The 15,207-nt window shown below is 63.0% G+C and carries 19 protein-coding genes; 10 read left to right on the plus strand and 9 right to left on the minus strand.

The annotated features are described in order from the left end of the window. Positions 1 to 8 precede the first annotated feature (8 nt). The 4 genes from CSQ92_RS16680 to CSQ92_RS16695 are packed head-to-tail and all read right to left on the minus strand — an operon-like array spanning position 9 to position 2,136. Positions 9 to 866: a ChaN family lipoprotein gene (locus CSQ92_RS16680; RefSeq protein WP_099394833.1), complete on the minus strand. Its 858-nt coding sequence runs from the start codon at positions 864 to 866 to the stop codon at positions 9 to 11. A 42-nt stretch (positions 867 to 908) separates the two neighbouring features. Continuing rightward, entirely contained in the window at positions 909 to 1,340 is a 432-nt protein-coding gene (locus tag CSQ92_RS16685) for a YeeE/YedE family protein (RefSeq protein ID WP_099394834.1), read from the minus strand. A gap of 8 nt (positions 1,341 to 1,348) precedes the next feature. After that, on the minus strand, positions 1,349 to 1,774 hold the full coding sequence (locus CSQ92_RS16690) for a YeeE/YedE family protein (protein ID WP_034780106.1): 426 nt from the start codon (positions 1,772 to 1,774) through the stop codon (positions 1,349 to 1,351). A gap of 8 nt (positions 1,775 to 1,782) precedes the next feature. Next, positions 1,783 to 2,136: an ArsR/SmtB family transcription factor gene (locus CSQ92_RS16695; RefSeq protein WP_070257439.1), complete on the minus strand. Its 354-nt coding sequence runs from the start codon at positions 2,134 to 2,136 to the stop codon at positions 1,783 to 1,785. A 333-nt stretch (positions 2,137 to 2,469) separates the two neighbouring features. Here CSQ92_RS16695 and CSQ92_RS16700 point away from each other — a divergent pair, with 333 nt between their 5' ends. Next, positions 2,470 to 2,874 (plus strand): PEP-CTERM sorting domain-containing protein, encoded by a 405-nt coding sequence (locus CSQ92_RS16700; protein ID WP_143450377.1) that lies wholly within the window; start codon positions 2,470 to 2,472, stop codon positions 2,872 to 2,874. Between the two features lie 69 nt (positions 2,875 to 2,943). Here the strand turns inward: CSQ92_RS16700 and CSQ92_RS16705 are convergent, their stop codons facing one another. From CSQ92_RS16705 to CSQ92_RS16720, 4 genes are read right to left on the minus strand one after another with little or no spacing between them, the layout of a single operon-like run. Beyond that, a complete protein-coding gene (locus CSQ92_RS16705; protein WP_034746783.1) occupies positions 2,944 to 3,123 on the minus strand; it encodes a hypothetical protein in 180 nt (59 codons plus the stop codon). Further along, a complete protein-coding gene (locus CSQ92_RS16710) occupies positions 3,120 to 3,521 on the minus strand; it encodes a DUF3224 domain-containing protein (protein ID WP_070257437.1) in 402 nt (133 codons plus the stop codon). The genes CSQ92_RS16705 and CSQ92_RS16710 overlap by 4 nt, the downstream gene beginning before the upstream one ends. After that, positions 3,521 to 4,102: a DUF1697 domain-containing protein gene (locus tag CSQ92_RS16715; RefSeq protein ID WP_099394836.1), complete on the minus strand. Its 582-nt coding sequence runs from the start codon at positions 4,100 to 4,102 to the stop codon at positions 3,521 to 3,523. Before CSQ92_RS16715 ends, CSQ92_RS16710 begins: the two co-directional genes overlap by 1 nt. 15 nt (positions 4,103 to 4,117) lie before the next feature. Then, on the minus strand, positions 4,118 to 5,695 hold the full coding sequence (locus tag CSQ92_RS16720; protein ID WP_099394837.1) for a sensor histidine kinase: 1,578 nt from the start codon (positions 5,693 to 5,695) through the stop codon (positions 4,118 to 4,120). Positions 5,696 to 5,900: 205 nt separating this feature from the next. Here CSQ92_RS16720 and CSQ92_RS16725 point away from each other — a divergent pair, with 205 nt between their 5' ends. Both CSQ92_RS16725 and CSQ92_RS16730 read left to right on the plus strand, forming a co-directional pair. Further along, positions 5,901 to 6,239 (plus strand): hypothetical protein, encoded by a 339-nt coding sequence (locus CSQ92_RS16725; protein WP_070257435.1) that lies wholly within the window; start codon positions 5,901 to 5,903, stop codon positions 6,237 to 6,239. Further along, positions 6,236 to 7,081 (plus strand): HDOD domain-containing protein, encoded by an 846-nt coding sequence (locus CSQ92_RS16730; RefSeq protein WP_070257434.1) that lies wholly within the window; start codon positions 6,236 to 6,238, stop codon positions 7,079 to 7,081. Before CSQ92_RS16725 ends, CSQ92_RS16730 begins: the two co-directional genes overlap by 4 nt. Before the next feature lie 162 nt (positions 7,082 to 7,243). Here the strand turns inward: CSQ92_RS16730 and CSQ92_RS16735 are convergent, their stop codons facing one another. Next, on the minus strand, positions 7,244 to 7,570 hold the full coding sequence (locus CSQ92_RS16735) for a hypothetical protein (protein WP_034746769.1): 327 nt from the start codon (positions 7,568 to 7,570) through the stop codon (positions 7,244 to 7,246). Positions 7,571 to 8,220: 650 nt separating this feature from the next. Between CSQ92_RS16735 and miaB the strand changes: the two genes are divergently transcribed. The 7 genes from miaB to glyQ all read left to right on the plus strand — a co-directional run bounded on the left by miaB (position 8,221) and on the right by glyQ (position 15,179). Continuing rightward, positions 8,221 to 9,588, plus strand: coding sequence for a tRNA (N6-isopentenyl adenosine(37)-C2)-methylthiotransferase MiaB (gene miaB / locus CSQ92_RS16740; protein WP_092607882.1), 1,368 nt, complete (start codon positions 8,221 to 8,223; stop codon positions 9,586 to 9,588). Next, positions 9,585 to 10,649, plus strand: a complete 1,065-nt coding sequence (locus CSQ92_RS16745) for a PhoH family protein (protein ID WP_034780157.1) — start codon at positions 9,585 to 9,587, stop codon at positions 10,647 to 10,649. The genes miaB and CSQ92_RS16745 overlap by 4 nt, the downstream gene beginning before the upstream one ends. Then, the gene (gene ybeY, locus CSQ92_RS16750; RefSeq protein WP_034780171.1) at positions 10,633 to 11,097 is read left to right on the plus strand and encodes an rRNA maturation RNase YbeY; all 465 of its coding nucleotides are present in this window, start codon (positions 10,633 to 10,635) and stop codon (positions 11,095 to 11,097) included. Before CSQ92_RS16745 ends, ybeY begins: the two co-directional genes overlap by 17 nt. Before the next feature lie 4 nt (positions 11,098 to 11,101). Further along, complete coding sequence (locus tag CSQ92_RS16755; protein ID WP_034780174.1) at positions 11,102 to 11,521, plus strand: DUF4259 domain-containing protein; 420 nt, start codon at positions 11,102 to 11,104, stop codon at positions 11,519 to 11,521. 117 nt (positions 11,522 to 11,638) lie between these two features. Continuing rightward, positions 11,639 to 12,517: an HlyC/CorC family transporter gene (locus tag CSQ92_RS16760; RefSeq protein WP_034746750.1), complete on the plus strand. Its 879-nt coding sequence runs from the start codon at positions 11,639 to 11,641 to the stop codon at positions 12,515 to 12,517. Between the two features lie 79 nt (positions 12,518 to 12,596). Continuing rightward, positions 12,597 to 14,114 carry an apolipoprotein N-acyltransferase gene (gene lnt, locus CSQ92_RS16765; RefSeq protein ID WP_099394838.1) on the plus strand — a complete coding sequence of 506 codons (1,518 nt, stop codon included), beginning with the start codon at positions 12,597 to 12,599 and terminating at the stop codon, positions 14,112 to 14,114. Positions 14,115 to 14,261: 147 nt separating this feature from the next. After that, positions 14,262 to 15,179, plus strand: coding sequence for a glycine--tRNA ligase subunit alpha (glyQ, locus tag CSQ92_RS16770; RefSeq protein ID WP_034780177.1), 918 nt, complete (start codon positions 14,262 to 14,264; stop codon positions 15,177 to 15,179). Positions 15,180 to 15,207 lie beyond the last annotated feature (28 nt).

Raw genomic sequence — 15,207 nt, forward strand, 5'->3', positions numbered from 1 at the left:
CTTAAACCTTATTTTTTAAACTTCAAGCACGGGTCCACGCGCGGCTGCGCCGGCATCGTTTGCGTCAGGTCAAATGTGCCCTTGTAGCCGCTACCGCCCTGCTCCAGGTAGCCGATGCTGCGCACGTTCAGCTGCGGGTCGGCCAGCTTCAGCCAGCGGGGCACGCCGATATCCTTGCGCACATGGGCATTGCCGGCGATCAGCACCACGTCGCGCGGCGCCTGGTCGCGGATCAGCTTGGCCATCCAGATATCGCGCGCCACTTGGGCGTTGACGACACCGTTGATCATCATGTCGGGCAGCATATTGCAGCGGGCCGCCTGGACTTCCTTCTGTTGCCCGTCCAGGATATCGGCCGGCACGGGTGCGGCCAGGTAAGTGGCCACCATGGCGGGCGGCATGGACCACCGGATGCCGTCGCGCACGATACGCGACGCATCGGCCGGCGACAGGTTGCCGGCGACCAGGCTCAGCTGGTAGCTGATGACGAGGTCCAGCACGGGCCGGTACAAGCTCCAGTCCCAGCGCGGCTGTTCCATCACGCGGATGATGCAGTCGGGATCGGCGCAATCGCGCGCGGCGCGCGTCAGCAAATCCTGGTTTTCGCGGTCGAACTGCTCCATCACAATCACTGGGCGCCAGCCGGCTGCCAGGCGGCGGCGCAATTCTTCGACGCGCAGGCGCTGGCCTTGCGCATTGTCATGGACTTCGCCCAGCAGCAAGACTTGCGGATTGGGCAAGGTGTCGGCCACGGGCACGGGAGCGGGCGGCGCGTCCTTCTTCAGCAAGCTGCCGCAGGCGGCCAGCGCCAGCACGCTGGACAGCAGGGCGGCGCGCGCGCCGGCGCGGAAAATCACGGTCTTCATGTAAGCAGTATCCAAAGTGGCGATGCGCCAGATTGTACCGTCTCAGACCGGCGCGGGCAGCTTGCGGCGCTCCAGCACTTCAAACAGGACCATGCCGGCCAGCATGGCGCCCACAAACAGCCACGCTTTCGGCTGGCCCGCCAGCAGGGATACGAGGGCGGGACCGGGACAAAAACCGGCGATGCCCCAGCCCGCGCCAAAGGCCAGGCTGCCCAGCAGCAAGCGCCGGTCGATGCGCCGCGATGCCGGCAACTGCATGGGCTCGCCCAGCAGCGCCGTGCTGCGCCGGCGCGCCAGCCAGAAGGCTGGCAGGGCCACGCCGATGGCGCCGCCCATTACCAGCGCCAGCGACGGATCCCAGGCCCCGGCCAGGTCGAGGAAAGCGAGCACCTTGGCCGGATTACCCATGCCGGAGACGATCAGGCCCAGGCCAAAGAGGAGGCCGCTCAACAGGGAAAGGATCAGCTTGCTCATAAGCTTGCTCACAGATGGCGCAACAGATAGACGGTGAGGAATCCGGCCGCCATGAAGGCGATGGTGGCCGCCAGCGAGCGCGGGGACAGGCGCGACAGGCCGCACACGCCGTGGCCGCTGGTGCAGCCGGCGCCATAGCGCACGCCCACGCCCACCAGCAAGCCCGCGACGATCAGGGCCGGCGTGCCCGCGTCTATCTGCACGGGCGGCAAGGCTTGCCACAATTGGTACAGCAGGGGCGTGCCGATCAGGCCGGCAAGAAAGGCGATGCGCCAGCCCAGGTCGCCACTGCGCGGCCGCAGCAAGCCGCCGAGGATGCCGCTGATGCCGGCGATGCGCCCATTGAACAGAATCAGCAGGGCAGCCGCCAGGCCGATCAGCATGCCGCCAGCCAGCGAGGCCCACGGCGTGAAGTGCTGCCAGGCTATGCTCATGGCAGCGTTCAGTCCGCTTCGTCGTTGAAGGCGGGGCGCGGCGCGCAAAATTGCGCGTACAGCACTTGCAGCACGGCCAGCACGGGCGGGCTGGCGACGCGGTAATAAATCTGCTTGCCATCGCGCCGCGTGGCCACCAGCATCTCTTCGCGCAGCACGCCCAGCTGCTGCGACAGGGTCGGCTGGCCGATGCCCACTTTTTGTTCGAGGTCGCTGACGCAATGCTCGCCCTGCGATAGCTGGCACAGCAGCATCAGGCGGTCGGCATTGCCCATGGCCTTGAGCAGCGAGCTGGCCTTGTAGGCCGAGCCACGCATGGCGTCGAGGTTGTATGCGTGTTGCGGTGTTACGACTGTCTCCATCTTGCCCTCCCACAGGCGGTCATATTGATCATCATGCGATAAACAATATACTAATCAATATACTGTTTTCCTGCTGGCGATTCGCACAAAAAAACAACAGTGTTTTTTGGCGATAGCGTGCTCATGCAAAGTGTGCGGCAACGATCATGTTTACGCTATCAAAATGACAAATATTCGTAATAAAGAGGAAATAAACGTATCAAAATTGTCACGATCTGTGCTGTAATGGGAGAACAGCAGAAAAACCATGATACGCCCCCGTACAGGCGAATTATCCGTCCATGCGCAAGCCGGTTTCGGCTGCGCCGCGCGGTGAACAACAGGGAGAGCACGATGAGTATCTATCAGCCGTTATGCGTGGCCTTGCTGGCGCTGTGGGCCAGCACATGGAGCGTGGCGGCAGTCAGCGACACGACGGCCGACAAGCAGCAGGAAACCGGCGAACGCGTGGCGATCGATGAAAGCATCAGCTTGAATAATAATCCCGGCTGGGAAACGCCGGACTTGCCGTATGCACGCCTGCTTGCCAGCAGCGCGGCCGCGGCACCGCACTGGAGCACCAGTGGCGCGCACCATGTGACCCTGGCGCCGCCCAGGCCCATGACGGCCGCGCCCGCACAGCAAGCCCACGTGCCGGCTCCCGTGCCTGAAGCAAGCATGTACTCGATGCTACTGGTGGGATTGGGCCTGGTGGCCTTGAGCCTGCACGGCGAAAAACAGGAAAAATTCGATAACTGACGGCGCCAGCACTGGCAAGGCGCTGCTGAAAAACATTCCGCCTGGTGCGGAATGTTTTTTATGGCGTCATCATTTATCCAGCAGGCGGCAGACCCGTTCGATATTCCCCACCGGAATGCCCGACTTCAGGGCCCGCGCGATGCAGCCCGCCTTGTCCGGACCCGAGGCGGAAATGAGCACGAAGGCCGTCACCACCACGCTGATGGCCACGAGCACGATCAAGACCCCCTTGACGATATCCCAGTTCATTGCGTCTCAACAATGTCATACGTAAAGTCATAATAATGCTTGCCGTCCTCAATGCGGATGGCCAGGCTGCCGGTGAGCCCTTGCAACTGCTGCGTCCCCGTATCGGGCACCACCGTCACCGACAAAGCGGGCGCGCCGCGCGTCATGGTGCCGCTGTGCTGCAAATAAAAACTGCCATGGCGCCCGTCCAGGCTGCCTTCCACCCGCTCCAGCGCCACATAGCCTGCCGAACCGGCCACGCTGGCGCGCGCGCTGAGCATCTCGCCCTGCGCGCTGGCATCGAGGGCGCCGTGGTAGCGCTTGTCGAGCGACAAGCGCCCCAGCCCCGATTGCGCGGCCGTGTCCGACAAGGTTTCCGGGGTGATGCTGACATCAAAGGTTCCGGTAATGAAAGGCATCAGTGCTCCTTGGTCGATATGACTGCCGCATCCGGCCCGTTCAGCAGCGCATGTAATTTTTGCATGGTGGCCCAATTGCGCGAGGTGACGCCATCGCCCAGCAGCACGCCCAGGGCCGCCACCACCTTGCTGGCCAGCACGCCATCGGGACACCAGGCATACGCGGCCCATCGCCCCAGCGCCAGCGCTTCCGGCTGCCACGGCTGCTGCAAGAGCGGCGCCAGACGCTGGACGTCGGCCGGATTGTTCAGCACCAGCACCAGCAGCCGGGCCGCATCGGCCGCCGGCGCCAGGGGGTTTTGTTCGATCAGTTCGGCAAACTGGCTGGCCGACAGCACCGTCACCCTGGCCGCCACGCCCAGTTTCAGCACCAGCGCTTCCTCGATGCGGGCAGCGGCGTCGGCCGGCGTGACCTTGCCCCCGTCATACACGACGTTGCCGCTGTTGAGCACGGTACTTACCTGCGCAAACCCCAGGTCGCCCAGCAACTTGCGCAAGTCGGCCATGGCCACGCGCTTGGCGCGGCCCACATTGATCCCGCGCAACAGCGCCACCTGCTGACTGTTTTCCATCTGTGCCATGTATTGTCTCCTTGCCTATGCGTGGCCGGCAGGACCGCTGGCGGCGCCTTCCGGCAATGGCGTCACCTTGGGCAGGCGCAGCAGGAACGTCGCGCCCTGCCCCAGCGTGCTGCTGACCGTGATGGTGCCGCCAAACTGCTTGGCAATCAAGTTGAATACGATATTCAAGCCCAGGCCCGTGCCGCCCTGTCCGCGCCGCGTGGTGACAAACGGGTCGAACACGCGGTCGAGCATGTCGGGCGCGATGCCGCGGCCATCGTCGCGCACCTGCATGGCGATCCAGTCGTTATCGCCATGCACGCCGATATGGATATGGCCGTCCGTGTCCGCATCAAAGGCGTGCTCGACGCAGTTCAAGACCAGGTTGGTCAGCACCTGCGCCAGCGCGCCCGGATAGCTGTCGAGCATGATGCCGGGCGGGCAATCGATATCGATGCGGATGCGCGTCTTTTTCAGGGTCGGCTTCAGGCTCGAAATCACTTCACCGATATAGTCGCGCAATTCGAACAAGCGGCGCGCCTCGCTGACCTGGTCGACGGCGATCTGCTTGAAACTGTGGATCAGGTGCGCGGCGCGATAGGCATTGTTCATGATCAGCCGCGCGCTTTCGCCGGCCGTTTCCAGGTAGCGCACGATATCGGTCTTCTTCACGCTGCCGCCGGCCACCGCCGTGCTGATGGCATCGGTGGCTTCCTTCAGCACCGAGGCGCTGGTCAGCGCGATGCCGACCGGGGTGTTGATTTCATGCGCCACGCCGGCCACCAGGCTGCCCAGCGAGGCCAGGCGTTCCGACTGCAGCAACGATTCCTGCGCGCGGCGCAGCTCGTCCATGGCCTGCGCCGTTGCCTGCTGCGAGCGGCGCGCCATGTCTTCCGCCTCGCGGCTGCCCTCGATGATGGACTTGAGCTTGCGCTGCACGGCATTGAAGCCGCGGATCACGTCGCCCAGCTCGTCGCGCCGGTTTTCCGGCAGCTCTTCGACATCGTCACTGCCGCGCGTGGCCAGGTCGAACAAGCCGTCGCGCAACTGTTTCAAGGGTCCGAAGACAATGCGCAGGCTCAGCGCCAGGGCACCCACCAAAATGATGTCAAGCAGCAACACTTCCAGCACCTTGCGCCGCACTTCCCCGCGCAGGGCCGCATCGATCTGGGCGCGGCTGAAATTGACGATGACCTTGCCGACGATCACGGGCTTGCCGCCCGTGGCCGCGGCCACGGCGTCGCGGAACACCAGCGGCGCCTCGACGGGCGTGCCGCCCATGGCCACGTCGGCCGTCAGCGGCACCAGGGTACCCGCCGCGTCGCGCACTTCGCCCGCGAACAGGCCGACGGAGGCGTCGTAGACGCGGATGCCGACCAGTTCCGGCGGCAGCATTTCGGCCGCGACGATGCTGTCGACCTTGGATTTATCGAGATCCCACAGGGCGGAAGGCAAACTCGTCTGTAAGCGCGTGAGCACGCCGCTGCGCAGGCGCGCGCTGCCCGATTCGAGTTCCTTGCTCAAGGTATATTGGGTATAGGTACCCGAAATGCCCAGCACCAGGGTGACGATCACGACAAAAAGCAGGGTCAGCCGGACTTGGATACTCACCATCAATCAACACTCCCCGGGCCAGGCCGGCCGCCGGCCCGCGGCGCGGGCGCAGATACGTCAGCGGACAACAGCCTGAATCAAATGTACGGTATGACATGCTTATTGGCAAGATTTACAGCAATGCCGTTTTCCACTGGGCCTTGATACAGGTTGAGACATTGCGTCATGGCAATGGTAATATCCCGCAATCATCTAAGGAGTCGTCATGGCGGTCATGCATCAACATCTACCCCTGGAACAAGTTCGTCCTGGCATGGTCTTGTCGGATGTCTTGCTCGATGCGCATGGACAAGTGCTGTTGCCGCAAGGCGCGGTATTGACTGAAAACATGCTGGCCCTGATGCCGCGCCACAACATCGACATGCTGCCGATCCAGGCGCCGCCACCGTCGCCCGAAGAAATCGCCGCGCAACAGGCGGCCGACAGCGAACGGCTGGCCTACCTGTTCCGCAAGCATGACCCGGAGGATCCCCTGGACGCGGCCACCACCTTGCTGCGCAGCTATGTCACGGCGTACCGCCTGGGCACGGGAGAGGCCGCATGAGCACCCAGCTGACCCTCGACGATATCGTCGCCCACCTCGACGATTTGCCCTCGCTGCCCGCCGTCGTCATGGAACTGCTCAACAGCATCGACCAGGAAGACGTCGATATTTCCGTGCTGGCCAAAAAAGTGTCGTACGACCAGGCACTGACGGCGAAAACCCTGCGCCTGGCCAACTCGTCGCAATACGGCTTGCAAGTGAAGGCCACCACCATCCAGCAGGCAATCACGTACCTGGGCTTCCAGACCACGCGCAGCCTGATCACGTCGGCCGCCATCACGGGCTGCTTCCCGGAAGGTCGTTGCCCCGGCTTCGACGACAAGGCCTTCTGGCGCCATTCGGTGGCGACAGCCGCCTGCGCCAAGGTGCTGGCGCGGCAGATCCGCTTCAACCAGGATTACGCCTTCACGGCCGGCCTGCTGCACAACATCGGCCGCCTGGTGCTGGTCAGCAGCTTTCCCGCGCACTACGCGCAAGTCATCGCGCACCAGGCGGCGCACGATTGCAGCCTGCTCGAAGCGGAGCAAACCGTGCTGGGCGTGGACCACGTGCAGGCCGGCGTGGCGCTAGCCGAACACTGGAATTTTTCCGACACCATGCGCCTGGCGCTGGCCAACTACCTGCAGCCGGAAACGCCGGGGGCAGGCTTCCTCGCATCGCTGATCCACGTGGCCAATGCGCTTGTTTGCGCGCTCGACCTGGCGCAGGCGGGCGACGACATGGTGCCGCGCGTCTCGCCGGTGGCCTGGGATGCGCTGGGACTGGGCGAAGACACGTATCTGCAGCTGTTCCGCGAAACGGAGCTGCGCTACGATGAAATCACCTCGGCCTTGCTAAGCTGATTGCTTAAGCGAACTCGGCAGGCACAGCCGCAAACGCAAACGGCTCTCGCTGCGAGGCGAAAGCCGTTATAGGTACTGCGGTACGTCCATGCTGCCCGGTCCACGCCAGCCTGTTGCCGCCAGCAGCTACGCAAGCGGCACAGTCAGCGTACAACCACCACATCAGTGCGCGTAATTCGATTCTTGCGCATCGCCGCGGTCTTCCGCTTTTGGACGGCCCTGGGCGTCGGACAGACGATACTTGGTGCGGCGGTCGCCCATCAAGTCACGCAGGTCACGAATGCTCATGCCCGTCACTTCGTGCATGCGGATCAGCAGCGAGGCGCCGACCGGCAAGCGGTGGTGGCGGATCTTGCTGATGACCGGTGGCGCCACTTCAAGCAGACGCGACAGGGCTGCATCGTTTTTCAGCTGCATCTTGCTCAGCAGAATGTCCAGCAGGTGGTTCGGGTTGTAACTCTCTTGCGATGCTAATGCATGATGTGCCATGATTTTTCCTCGTCTGGTGAATGTAGAAAATAATGCCGATACGAACTTAAGGCTGGCTTAGAGTGTTCAAATAAACGTCTTCCATCGGATTCAGCCCTCCCTCCTTATCGCACTGCCTGTACAGGACTCGCACTGCCACGCCCAGCCAACGTACGCAACTTGCCGCGTGAATAAAGACACTCAAAGCACGTATGACTCGCCAAAAATGAATTGCATATAAGGCAATATACTAGCCCAAACACGCAGCATCTGCGCCTCGCGCAAACTTCCTGATTGTTAAATATCAATCAAGCTGCTGGTTGGCTTGGCAACGATGCTATTTCAACACATTAGGATGCCAGCGGGCGCACACAAGGCTTTGCAGCAACTTGTTACAAATCAATGGTGTCGCACGGCAATAAATGCTTTTGAGCACCACGACACATGGCGGCATATGCAGGCGGCAACCTTGTCGGCAAGGTAAGCACAACATGGCCCGCCCCGGCGTTTTACGCTAAACTATCGCCTGAACTTGCAGCGAGCCTGCCGCCGGGCAGCCAGAGGCGCCAGGCCGGTCATCCACCGCGCCCGCCCTGAGCGGCCCCCTGCGCTGCAGCATCCCGCCCAGCCATCTTGTTTGCCGCCACATTTACCGATAAGCGCCCAACTCCATGCAGAAAAAAGTATTCATTAAAACCTTCGGCTGCCAGATGAACGAGTACGACTCGGACAAGATGGCCGACGTGCTGGGCGCCTCAGATGGCCTGGTGCGCACGGACACGCCGGAAGATGCCGATGTGATCCTGCTCAATACCTGCTCCGTGCGAGAAAAGGCGCAGGAAAAAGTGTTTTCCGACCTGGGCCGTCTGCGCGACCTGAAGCTGGCCAAGCCGCACCTCTTGATCGGCGTGGGCGGCTGCGTGGCGTCGCAGGAAGGCGACGCCATCGTCAAGCGCGCGCCGTATGTCGACATGGTCTTCGGCCCGCAAACCCTGCACCGCCTGCCGCAGATGATCGAGTTGCGCCGCTCCAGCGGCGCCTCGCAAGTGGACATCAGTTTCCCGGAAATCGAAAAATTCGACCACATGCCGCCGGCCAAGGTCGAGGGCGCCTCGGCATTCGTCTCCATCATGGAAGGCTGCAGCAAATATTGCAGCTATTGCGTCGTGCCCTACACGCGCGGCGAGGAAGTGTCGCGCCGCTTCGAGGACGTGCTGACGGAAGTGGCGGGCCTGGCCGCCCAGGGCGTCAAGGAAATCACGCTGCTGGGGCAAAACGTGAACGCCTACCGCGGTGCGATGGAAGGCGGAGAGATCGCCGACTTCGCCTTGCTGCTCGAATACGTGGCCGACATCCCCGGCATCGAACGCATGCGCTTCGTCACCAGCCACCCGAAGGAATTCACGCAGCGCCTGATCGACGCCTATGCGAAGATCCCGCAGCTGGTCGACCATTTGTATCTGCCGGCGCAGCACGGTTCCGACAAAGTCCTCGGCGCCATGAAGCGCGGCTACACGGGCCTCGAATACAAGTCCATCATCCGCCGCATCCGCGCCGTGCGCCCGAACATGGCCATTTCGTCCGATTTCATCGTGGGATTTCCCGGCGAGACGCAGGCCGACTTCGACGCCATGATGAAGCTGATCGCCGATGTCGGCTTCGACAACAGCTACAGCTTCATCTTCAGCAAGCGCCCCGGCACGCCGGCCGCCAGCCTGGAAGACGATACGCCGCACGAAGTCAAGCTGGCCCGGCTGCAGCAGCTGCAGGCGGCCATCGACGCCAACACGCGCAAATACAGCCTGGCCATGGTGGGCACGGTGCAAACCATCCTCGTCGAAGGCCGCTCCAAAAAGGATACAGACGATAGCGAACTGCAAGGCCGCACGGAAAACAACCGCGTGGTCAATTTCGACGCCGGTCCCGACGGCTTGCAATTGACCGGCCAGCTGGTCGACGTGCGCATCACCGAAAGCCATTCCTACACCCTGCGCGGCGAACTCGTCGCCAGCGCACCCGCATTGAAAAGAGCCAGTTGAAAACCAAAGCCCCGATACAGCCGCATTACTTCATCCCCGAGCCGCTGGACAACACGCGCCTGGCGCACCTGTGCGGCCCCCTCGATGAAAACCTGCGCCAGATTTCCGCCGCCCTCGACGTGACGATCTTCCGCCGCGGCGAGAAATTCATCGTCGGCGGCAGCAATGCCGAACGCGCCGTGGAAATCCTCGAGCAGTTCTACGCCATCGCCAACAAGGTCGTGCCGCTGGAAGAAGTGCAGCTGGCCCTGGTGGAACAGCGCGCGGGACTGTCCGCCGCCTCGGAACACCACGCCAACGCGCCCGCCAGCACCTTCGTCGAGCCGGATATCGCCAGCCCCGTGCTGAAAACGCGGCGCTCCGACCTGCGCGGGCGCACGCCGCACCAGATCGCCTACCTGCGCGACATCCTCGAACACGACATCAGCTTCGGCGTGGGCCCGGCCGGCACGGGTAAAACCTATCTGGCCGTCGCCTGCGCCGTCGACGCGCTCGAACGCGACGCCGTCAAGCGCATCATTTTGACGCGCCCGGCCGTCGAAGCGGGCGAGCGCCTGGGCTTTTTGCCGGGCGACCTGGCACAAAAGGTCGATCCGTATCTGCGTCCCCTGTACGATGCGCTGTATGATTTGCTGGGCTTTGACCGCACGCAAAAGCTGTTTGAAAAACAGGTGATCGAGATCGCCCCGCTGGCCTACATGCGCGGGCGCACCCTGAACCACGCGTTTGTCATCCTCGATGAGGCGCAAAACACCACCGTCGAACAGATGAAGATGTTTTTGACGCGCATCGGCTTCGGCAGCAAGGCCGTGGTGACGGGCGACGTCACGCAAGTCGACCTGCACAAGAGCCAGACGAGCGGCCTGATCGACGCCGTACACGTGCTGAAAGACGTGCGCGGCATCGGCTTCACGCAATTTAACAGCACCGACGTGGTGCGCCACCCGCTCGTCGCGCGCATCGTCGACGCCTATGAAACGGCGCAGGCGGCCGGCGCCGACGCCGCCCAGTTACTCCCCTTGTTGAAACCAGCTGCCGCCAAAAATGTCCGAAAAAAATAAACTGTCCCTGTCCGTGCAATACCCGGATGCCCGCCTGGAAACCCTGATCACGCGCCCGAAAGTGCGCCGCTGGGTCAAGGCGGCCCTGTTCGCCCCCGCCGAATTCACGATCCGCTTCGTCGACGCGGAAGAAGGCCGTACCTTGAACCGCGACTACCGCGAAAAGGATTACGCCACCAACGTGCTGACGTTCGCCTACAACGAAGGCGAAGAGCTGAATGACGACGAGCCGACGCGCGCCGACATCATCCTGTGCACCGACGTGCTGGAGAAGGAAGCGGCGGAGCAGAAAAAGAGCGTGGAAGAGCACACGGCCCATTTGATCGTGCACGGCGTGCTGCATGCGCAGGGTTACGACCACATGGATGACGAGGAAGCCACCGAGATGGAGGGCCTGGAAACGGACATCCTCGCGAAACTCGGCATTACCGACCCGTACAAGGAGTAAGAGCATGGGAACCTGGGCACTGGATGCCTTCGGCAACGACTACGCCATGGATTGGGCGCAGGACTTGCACGAATATAAAACCCTGGAACTGGTCGAGACGACGCTCGACAACGTCATCGACAGCCAGGAAGCGCAACTGGAGGCGCCGTTCGCCGCCGAAGCGCTGGCCGCGCTGGAAGTGATCGCGCGCCTGCTGGGCAAGCCGGGCGAGGACGACCCGGCCACCGCGGAAGTGGACGAATGGGTGGCCGCCTGCAAGAAGAAGGTCACGCCGCCGTTGCTGGAAAAAGCACGCCTGGCCTTCGACAAGATCGGCGGGGAAGCGTCGGAACTGCGCCAGCTGTGGCAGGACAGCGAGCATTTCGCCGACTGGCAGGCCGACGTGGCGGCCCTGCGCGCGCGCGTGCTAGGCGCGGACGCCTGAAACGTCGGGCAACGGCGCACTTCAACATATTAAATTTGCATCAAAAGCGGGGAAATCCGGTATTCCCCCACTTTTGGTGTATCCTATATCCCTTCGCAACAACGGCTCACGCCTCCTATGCCCGAGCACCCTAGTGGCGTCAGAACTGACGTCAAGCCCCACCGGTCACTGTTTGAACGCCTGACCGCACTCATTTCCCCCGAGCCAGAGAACCGTGCAGAATTGCTCGAAGTTCTACACGATGCGCATGAACGCAAGCTGATCGACGCCGACGCCCTGTCGATGATCGAAGGCGTGTTTCAGGTATCGGATCTCTGCGCGCGCGACATCATGATTCCCCGTTCGCAAATGGATGTCATCGACATCAGCAAGCCGATCGAGGAATGGATGCCGGAAGTCCTGTCCACCGCCCACTCGCGCTTCCCCGCGATCGAAGGCGAGCGCGACAAGGTCATCGGCATCCTGCTGGCGAAAGACTTGCTGCGTTATTACGCAGAAGAAACTTTCGACGTCCGCGACATGCTGCGCCCCGCCATCTTCATCCCCGAATCGAAACGCCTGAATGTGCTGCTGCGCGATTTCCGCGCCAACCACAATCACATGGCCATCGTCGTCGATGAATACAGCGGCGTCGCCGGCCTGATCACCATCGAAGACGTGCTGGAACAGATCGTCGGCGATATCGAGGATGAATACGACTTCGACGAAGCCGAGGACAACATCCTGTCGCTCAAGGAAGGCCAGTTCGGCCCCCGCTGGCGCGTCAAGGCGCTGACCGAGATCGAGCAGTTCAACGAAGAAGTGGGCAGCCACCTGGTCGACGACGACGTCGATACCATCGGCGGCCTCGTGTCGAAGTACCTGGGCCGCATGGCGCACAAGGGCGATATTTTCGACCTGGGCAATTTGCGCTTCGAGGTGCTGCGCGCCGATGCGCGCCAGGTGCACGTGCTGCTGGTCGAGCGCCTGCCCAACGTGCCGGAACTGGAACTCTGACATGCGCGTGCTGTAAATGCGTTTCAGACGCGCTGACCCCAACGCCCCCGCCAAACCGCCCCGCAGCATAGGGGCGCGCATGCTGACTGCCGCCGTTGCCGGCGCCGTCGCGGTGCTGGCATTCGCCCCTTTCGGCTACTGGCCCCTGCAAATCCTCAGCCTGGGCGTGCTGTTCTACCAGGTGCTGCGCGCGGCGAACGTCAAGGCCGGCGCGCTGATCGGCTGGGCCTACGGTTTTGGCTGGTGCGCGGCCGGCACGCACTGGCTGTATATCTCCATGCACCGCTATGGCGACATGGCCGCGCCGATCGCGGTCATCGCCGTGGCCCTGCTGGCCCTCCTGATGGCCATTTACGTGGCCCTGGCCATGGGCGCGGCCGCCTGGCTGCGCCAGCGCTGGGTGCTGTCCCTGCCCGCCATGACCTTGCTGGTGCTGCCCGCCACATGGACGCTGTTCGAATGGACGCGCGGCTGGCTGTTTACGGGCTTCCCGTGGCTGGCCACCGGTTACGCCCACAATGCCAGCCCGCTGGCCGGCTTTGCCCCCATCGTCGGTGTGTATGGCCTGGGCTGGCTGGCGGCGCTGTCGGCCGGCGCCCTGCTATTGCTGACGCACCGCACGCGCTGGTTTGCGCTGGGCGGCGTCATCGCGCTGTACGCGGCCGGCATCGGCTTGCAGTACGTGGCGTGGACGCACCCGGTCGGACGCCCGATCACGGTGCGCCTGTTGCAGGGCAACGTGCCGCAGCAGCAGAAATTCGACCCCGGCTTCGTGCTGGGCGCCCTGCAAATGTACCAGAGCGCCATCACCAGCGCGCCGGCCGACCTGATCGCCACGCCGGAAACGGCCGTCACCGTACTGCCGCACCAGCTGCCGCCCGGCTATCTGGATAGCCTGACGGCTTATTCTCAGCAGACGGGCAGCACGATTTTGGTCGGCATGCCCGTGCTCGACGAACAGCAGCGCTTCTACAATGCGGCCCTGGGGATCACGCCCAACGGCGCGCCGGGACCGTATTACCAGTACCGCAAGCACCATCTGGTGCCGTTCGGCGAATTCGTGCCGCCCGGCCTGCACTGGTTTGTCGCCATGATGGCCATCCCGCTGGGCGACATGGGCCGCGGCGCGGAAGTGCAGGCGCCGCTGCAGGTGCGCGACCAGCTGGTGCTGCCGAATATCTGCTACGAAGACTTGTTTGGCGAGGAAATCGCGGGCCAGCTGGCCAGCGCCCACCGCCATGGCAAGCAGTCGGCGTCCGTGCTGCTGAATATTTCGAACCTGGCCTGGTTCGGCGACTCGATCGCCATCCCGCAGCATTTGCAGATTTCGCAGATGCGCAGCCTGGAAACGGGCCGCCCGATGCTGCGCTCGACGAACACGGGCGCCACCGCCGTCATCGACGGCAAGGGCGTGGTGCAAAGCCTGCTGCCGCCGGAACAGCAAGCCACGCTGGCAGCCAAGGTGCAAGGCATGGGCGGCATGACGCCATACATTCTGTACGGCAACAAACTGGTGCTGGCCCTGGCCGCGCTGGCCCTGCTGGCGGCCTTCCTGCTGTCGCGCGCCGCCCGCCGTGGCCGCGCCGGGCAGCAATAAGCGGCCGATATTGCCGGAAGAGTCACAGTGGGCCCGTAAAAACCGCTAAAATTAGCAAAACCCCGGCCCGGACGCGCTTGACTGGCAGCGTCCGGGCTTCAAGCAAACCTTAACAGCGCGCAGTCTCCCGCGCGGCGAACTCATACGATGCTCACATTTCAACAAATTATCCTGACCTTGCAAACCTATTGGGACAAGCAAGGTTGCGCCCTGCTCCAGCCTTACGACATGGAAGTCGGCGCCGGCACCTTCCACACCGGCACCTTCCTGCGCGCGATCGGCCCGGAACCCTGGCGCGCCGCGTATGTGCAGCCGTCGCGCCGCCCGAAAGATGGCCGCTATGGCGAAAACCCGAACCGCATGCAGCACTACTACCAGTACCAGGTGGTGCTCAAACCTGCGCCGGAAAACATCCTCGACCTGTATCTGGGTTCGCTGGCCGCGCTGGGCCTGGACTTGAAGCAGAATGACGTGCGCTTCGTCGAAGACGACTGGGAAAGCCCGACCCTGGGCGCCTGGGGCCTGGGCTGGGAAGTCTGGCTGAACGGCATGGAAGTGACCCAGTTCACCTACTTCCAGCAAGTGGGCGGCCTCGATTGCAAGCCCGTGCTGGGCGAGATCACCTACGGCATCGAACGCCTGGCCATGTATCTGCAAGGCGTGGAAAACGTGTATGACCTGGTGTGGACCGAGTGGGAAGAAAACGGAGTCACGAAGAAGCTGACCTATGGCGACGTCTTCCACCAGAACGAAGTGGAGCAATCGACCTACAACTTCGAGCACGCGAACACGGACCTGCTGTTCGAACAGTTCGGCAACTACGAAGCGGAAGCGAAGCGTTTGATCGAGCTGCAACTGACCCTGCCCGCCTACGAAAAGATCATGAAGGCTTCGCACAGCTTCAATATGCTCGACGCGCGCGGCGCCATCTCGGTGACGGAACGCGCCGCCTACATCGGCCGCGTGCGCACCCTGTCGCGCCTGGTGGCGCAAGCGTATTACGACTCGCGCGAGCGCCTCGGTTTCCCGATGCTGCCCGCCGCAGACCAACCCGCCGCCGCTTGATCGCCTAGCTCATACACCGCCGTACCAG

It is taken from the genome of Janthinobacterium sp. BJB446 (genome assembly GCF_002735655.1).
GTDB classification, from domain to species: Bacteria; Pseudomonadota; Gammaproteobacteria; order Burkholderiales; family Burkholderiaceae_D; genus Janthinobacterium; species Janthinobacterium lividum.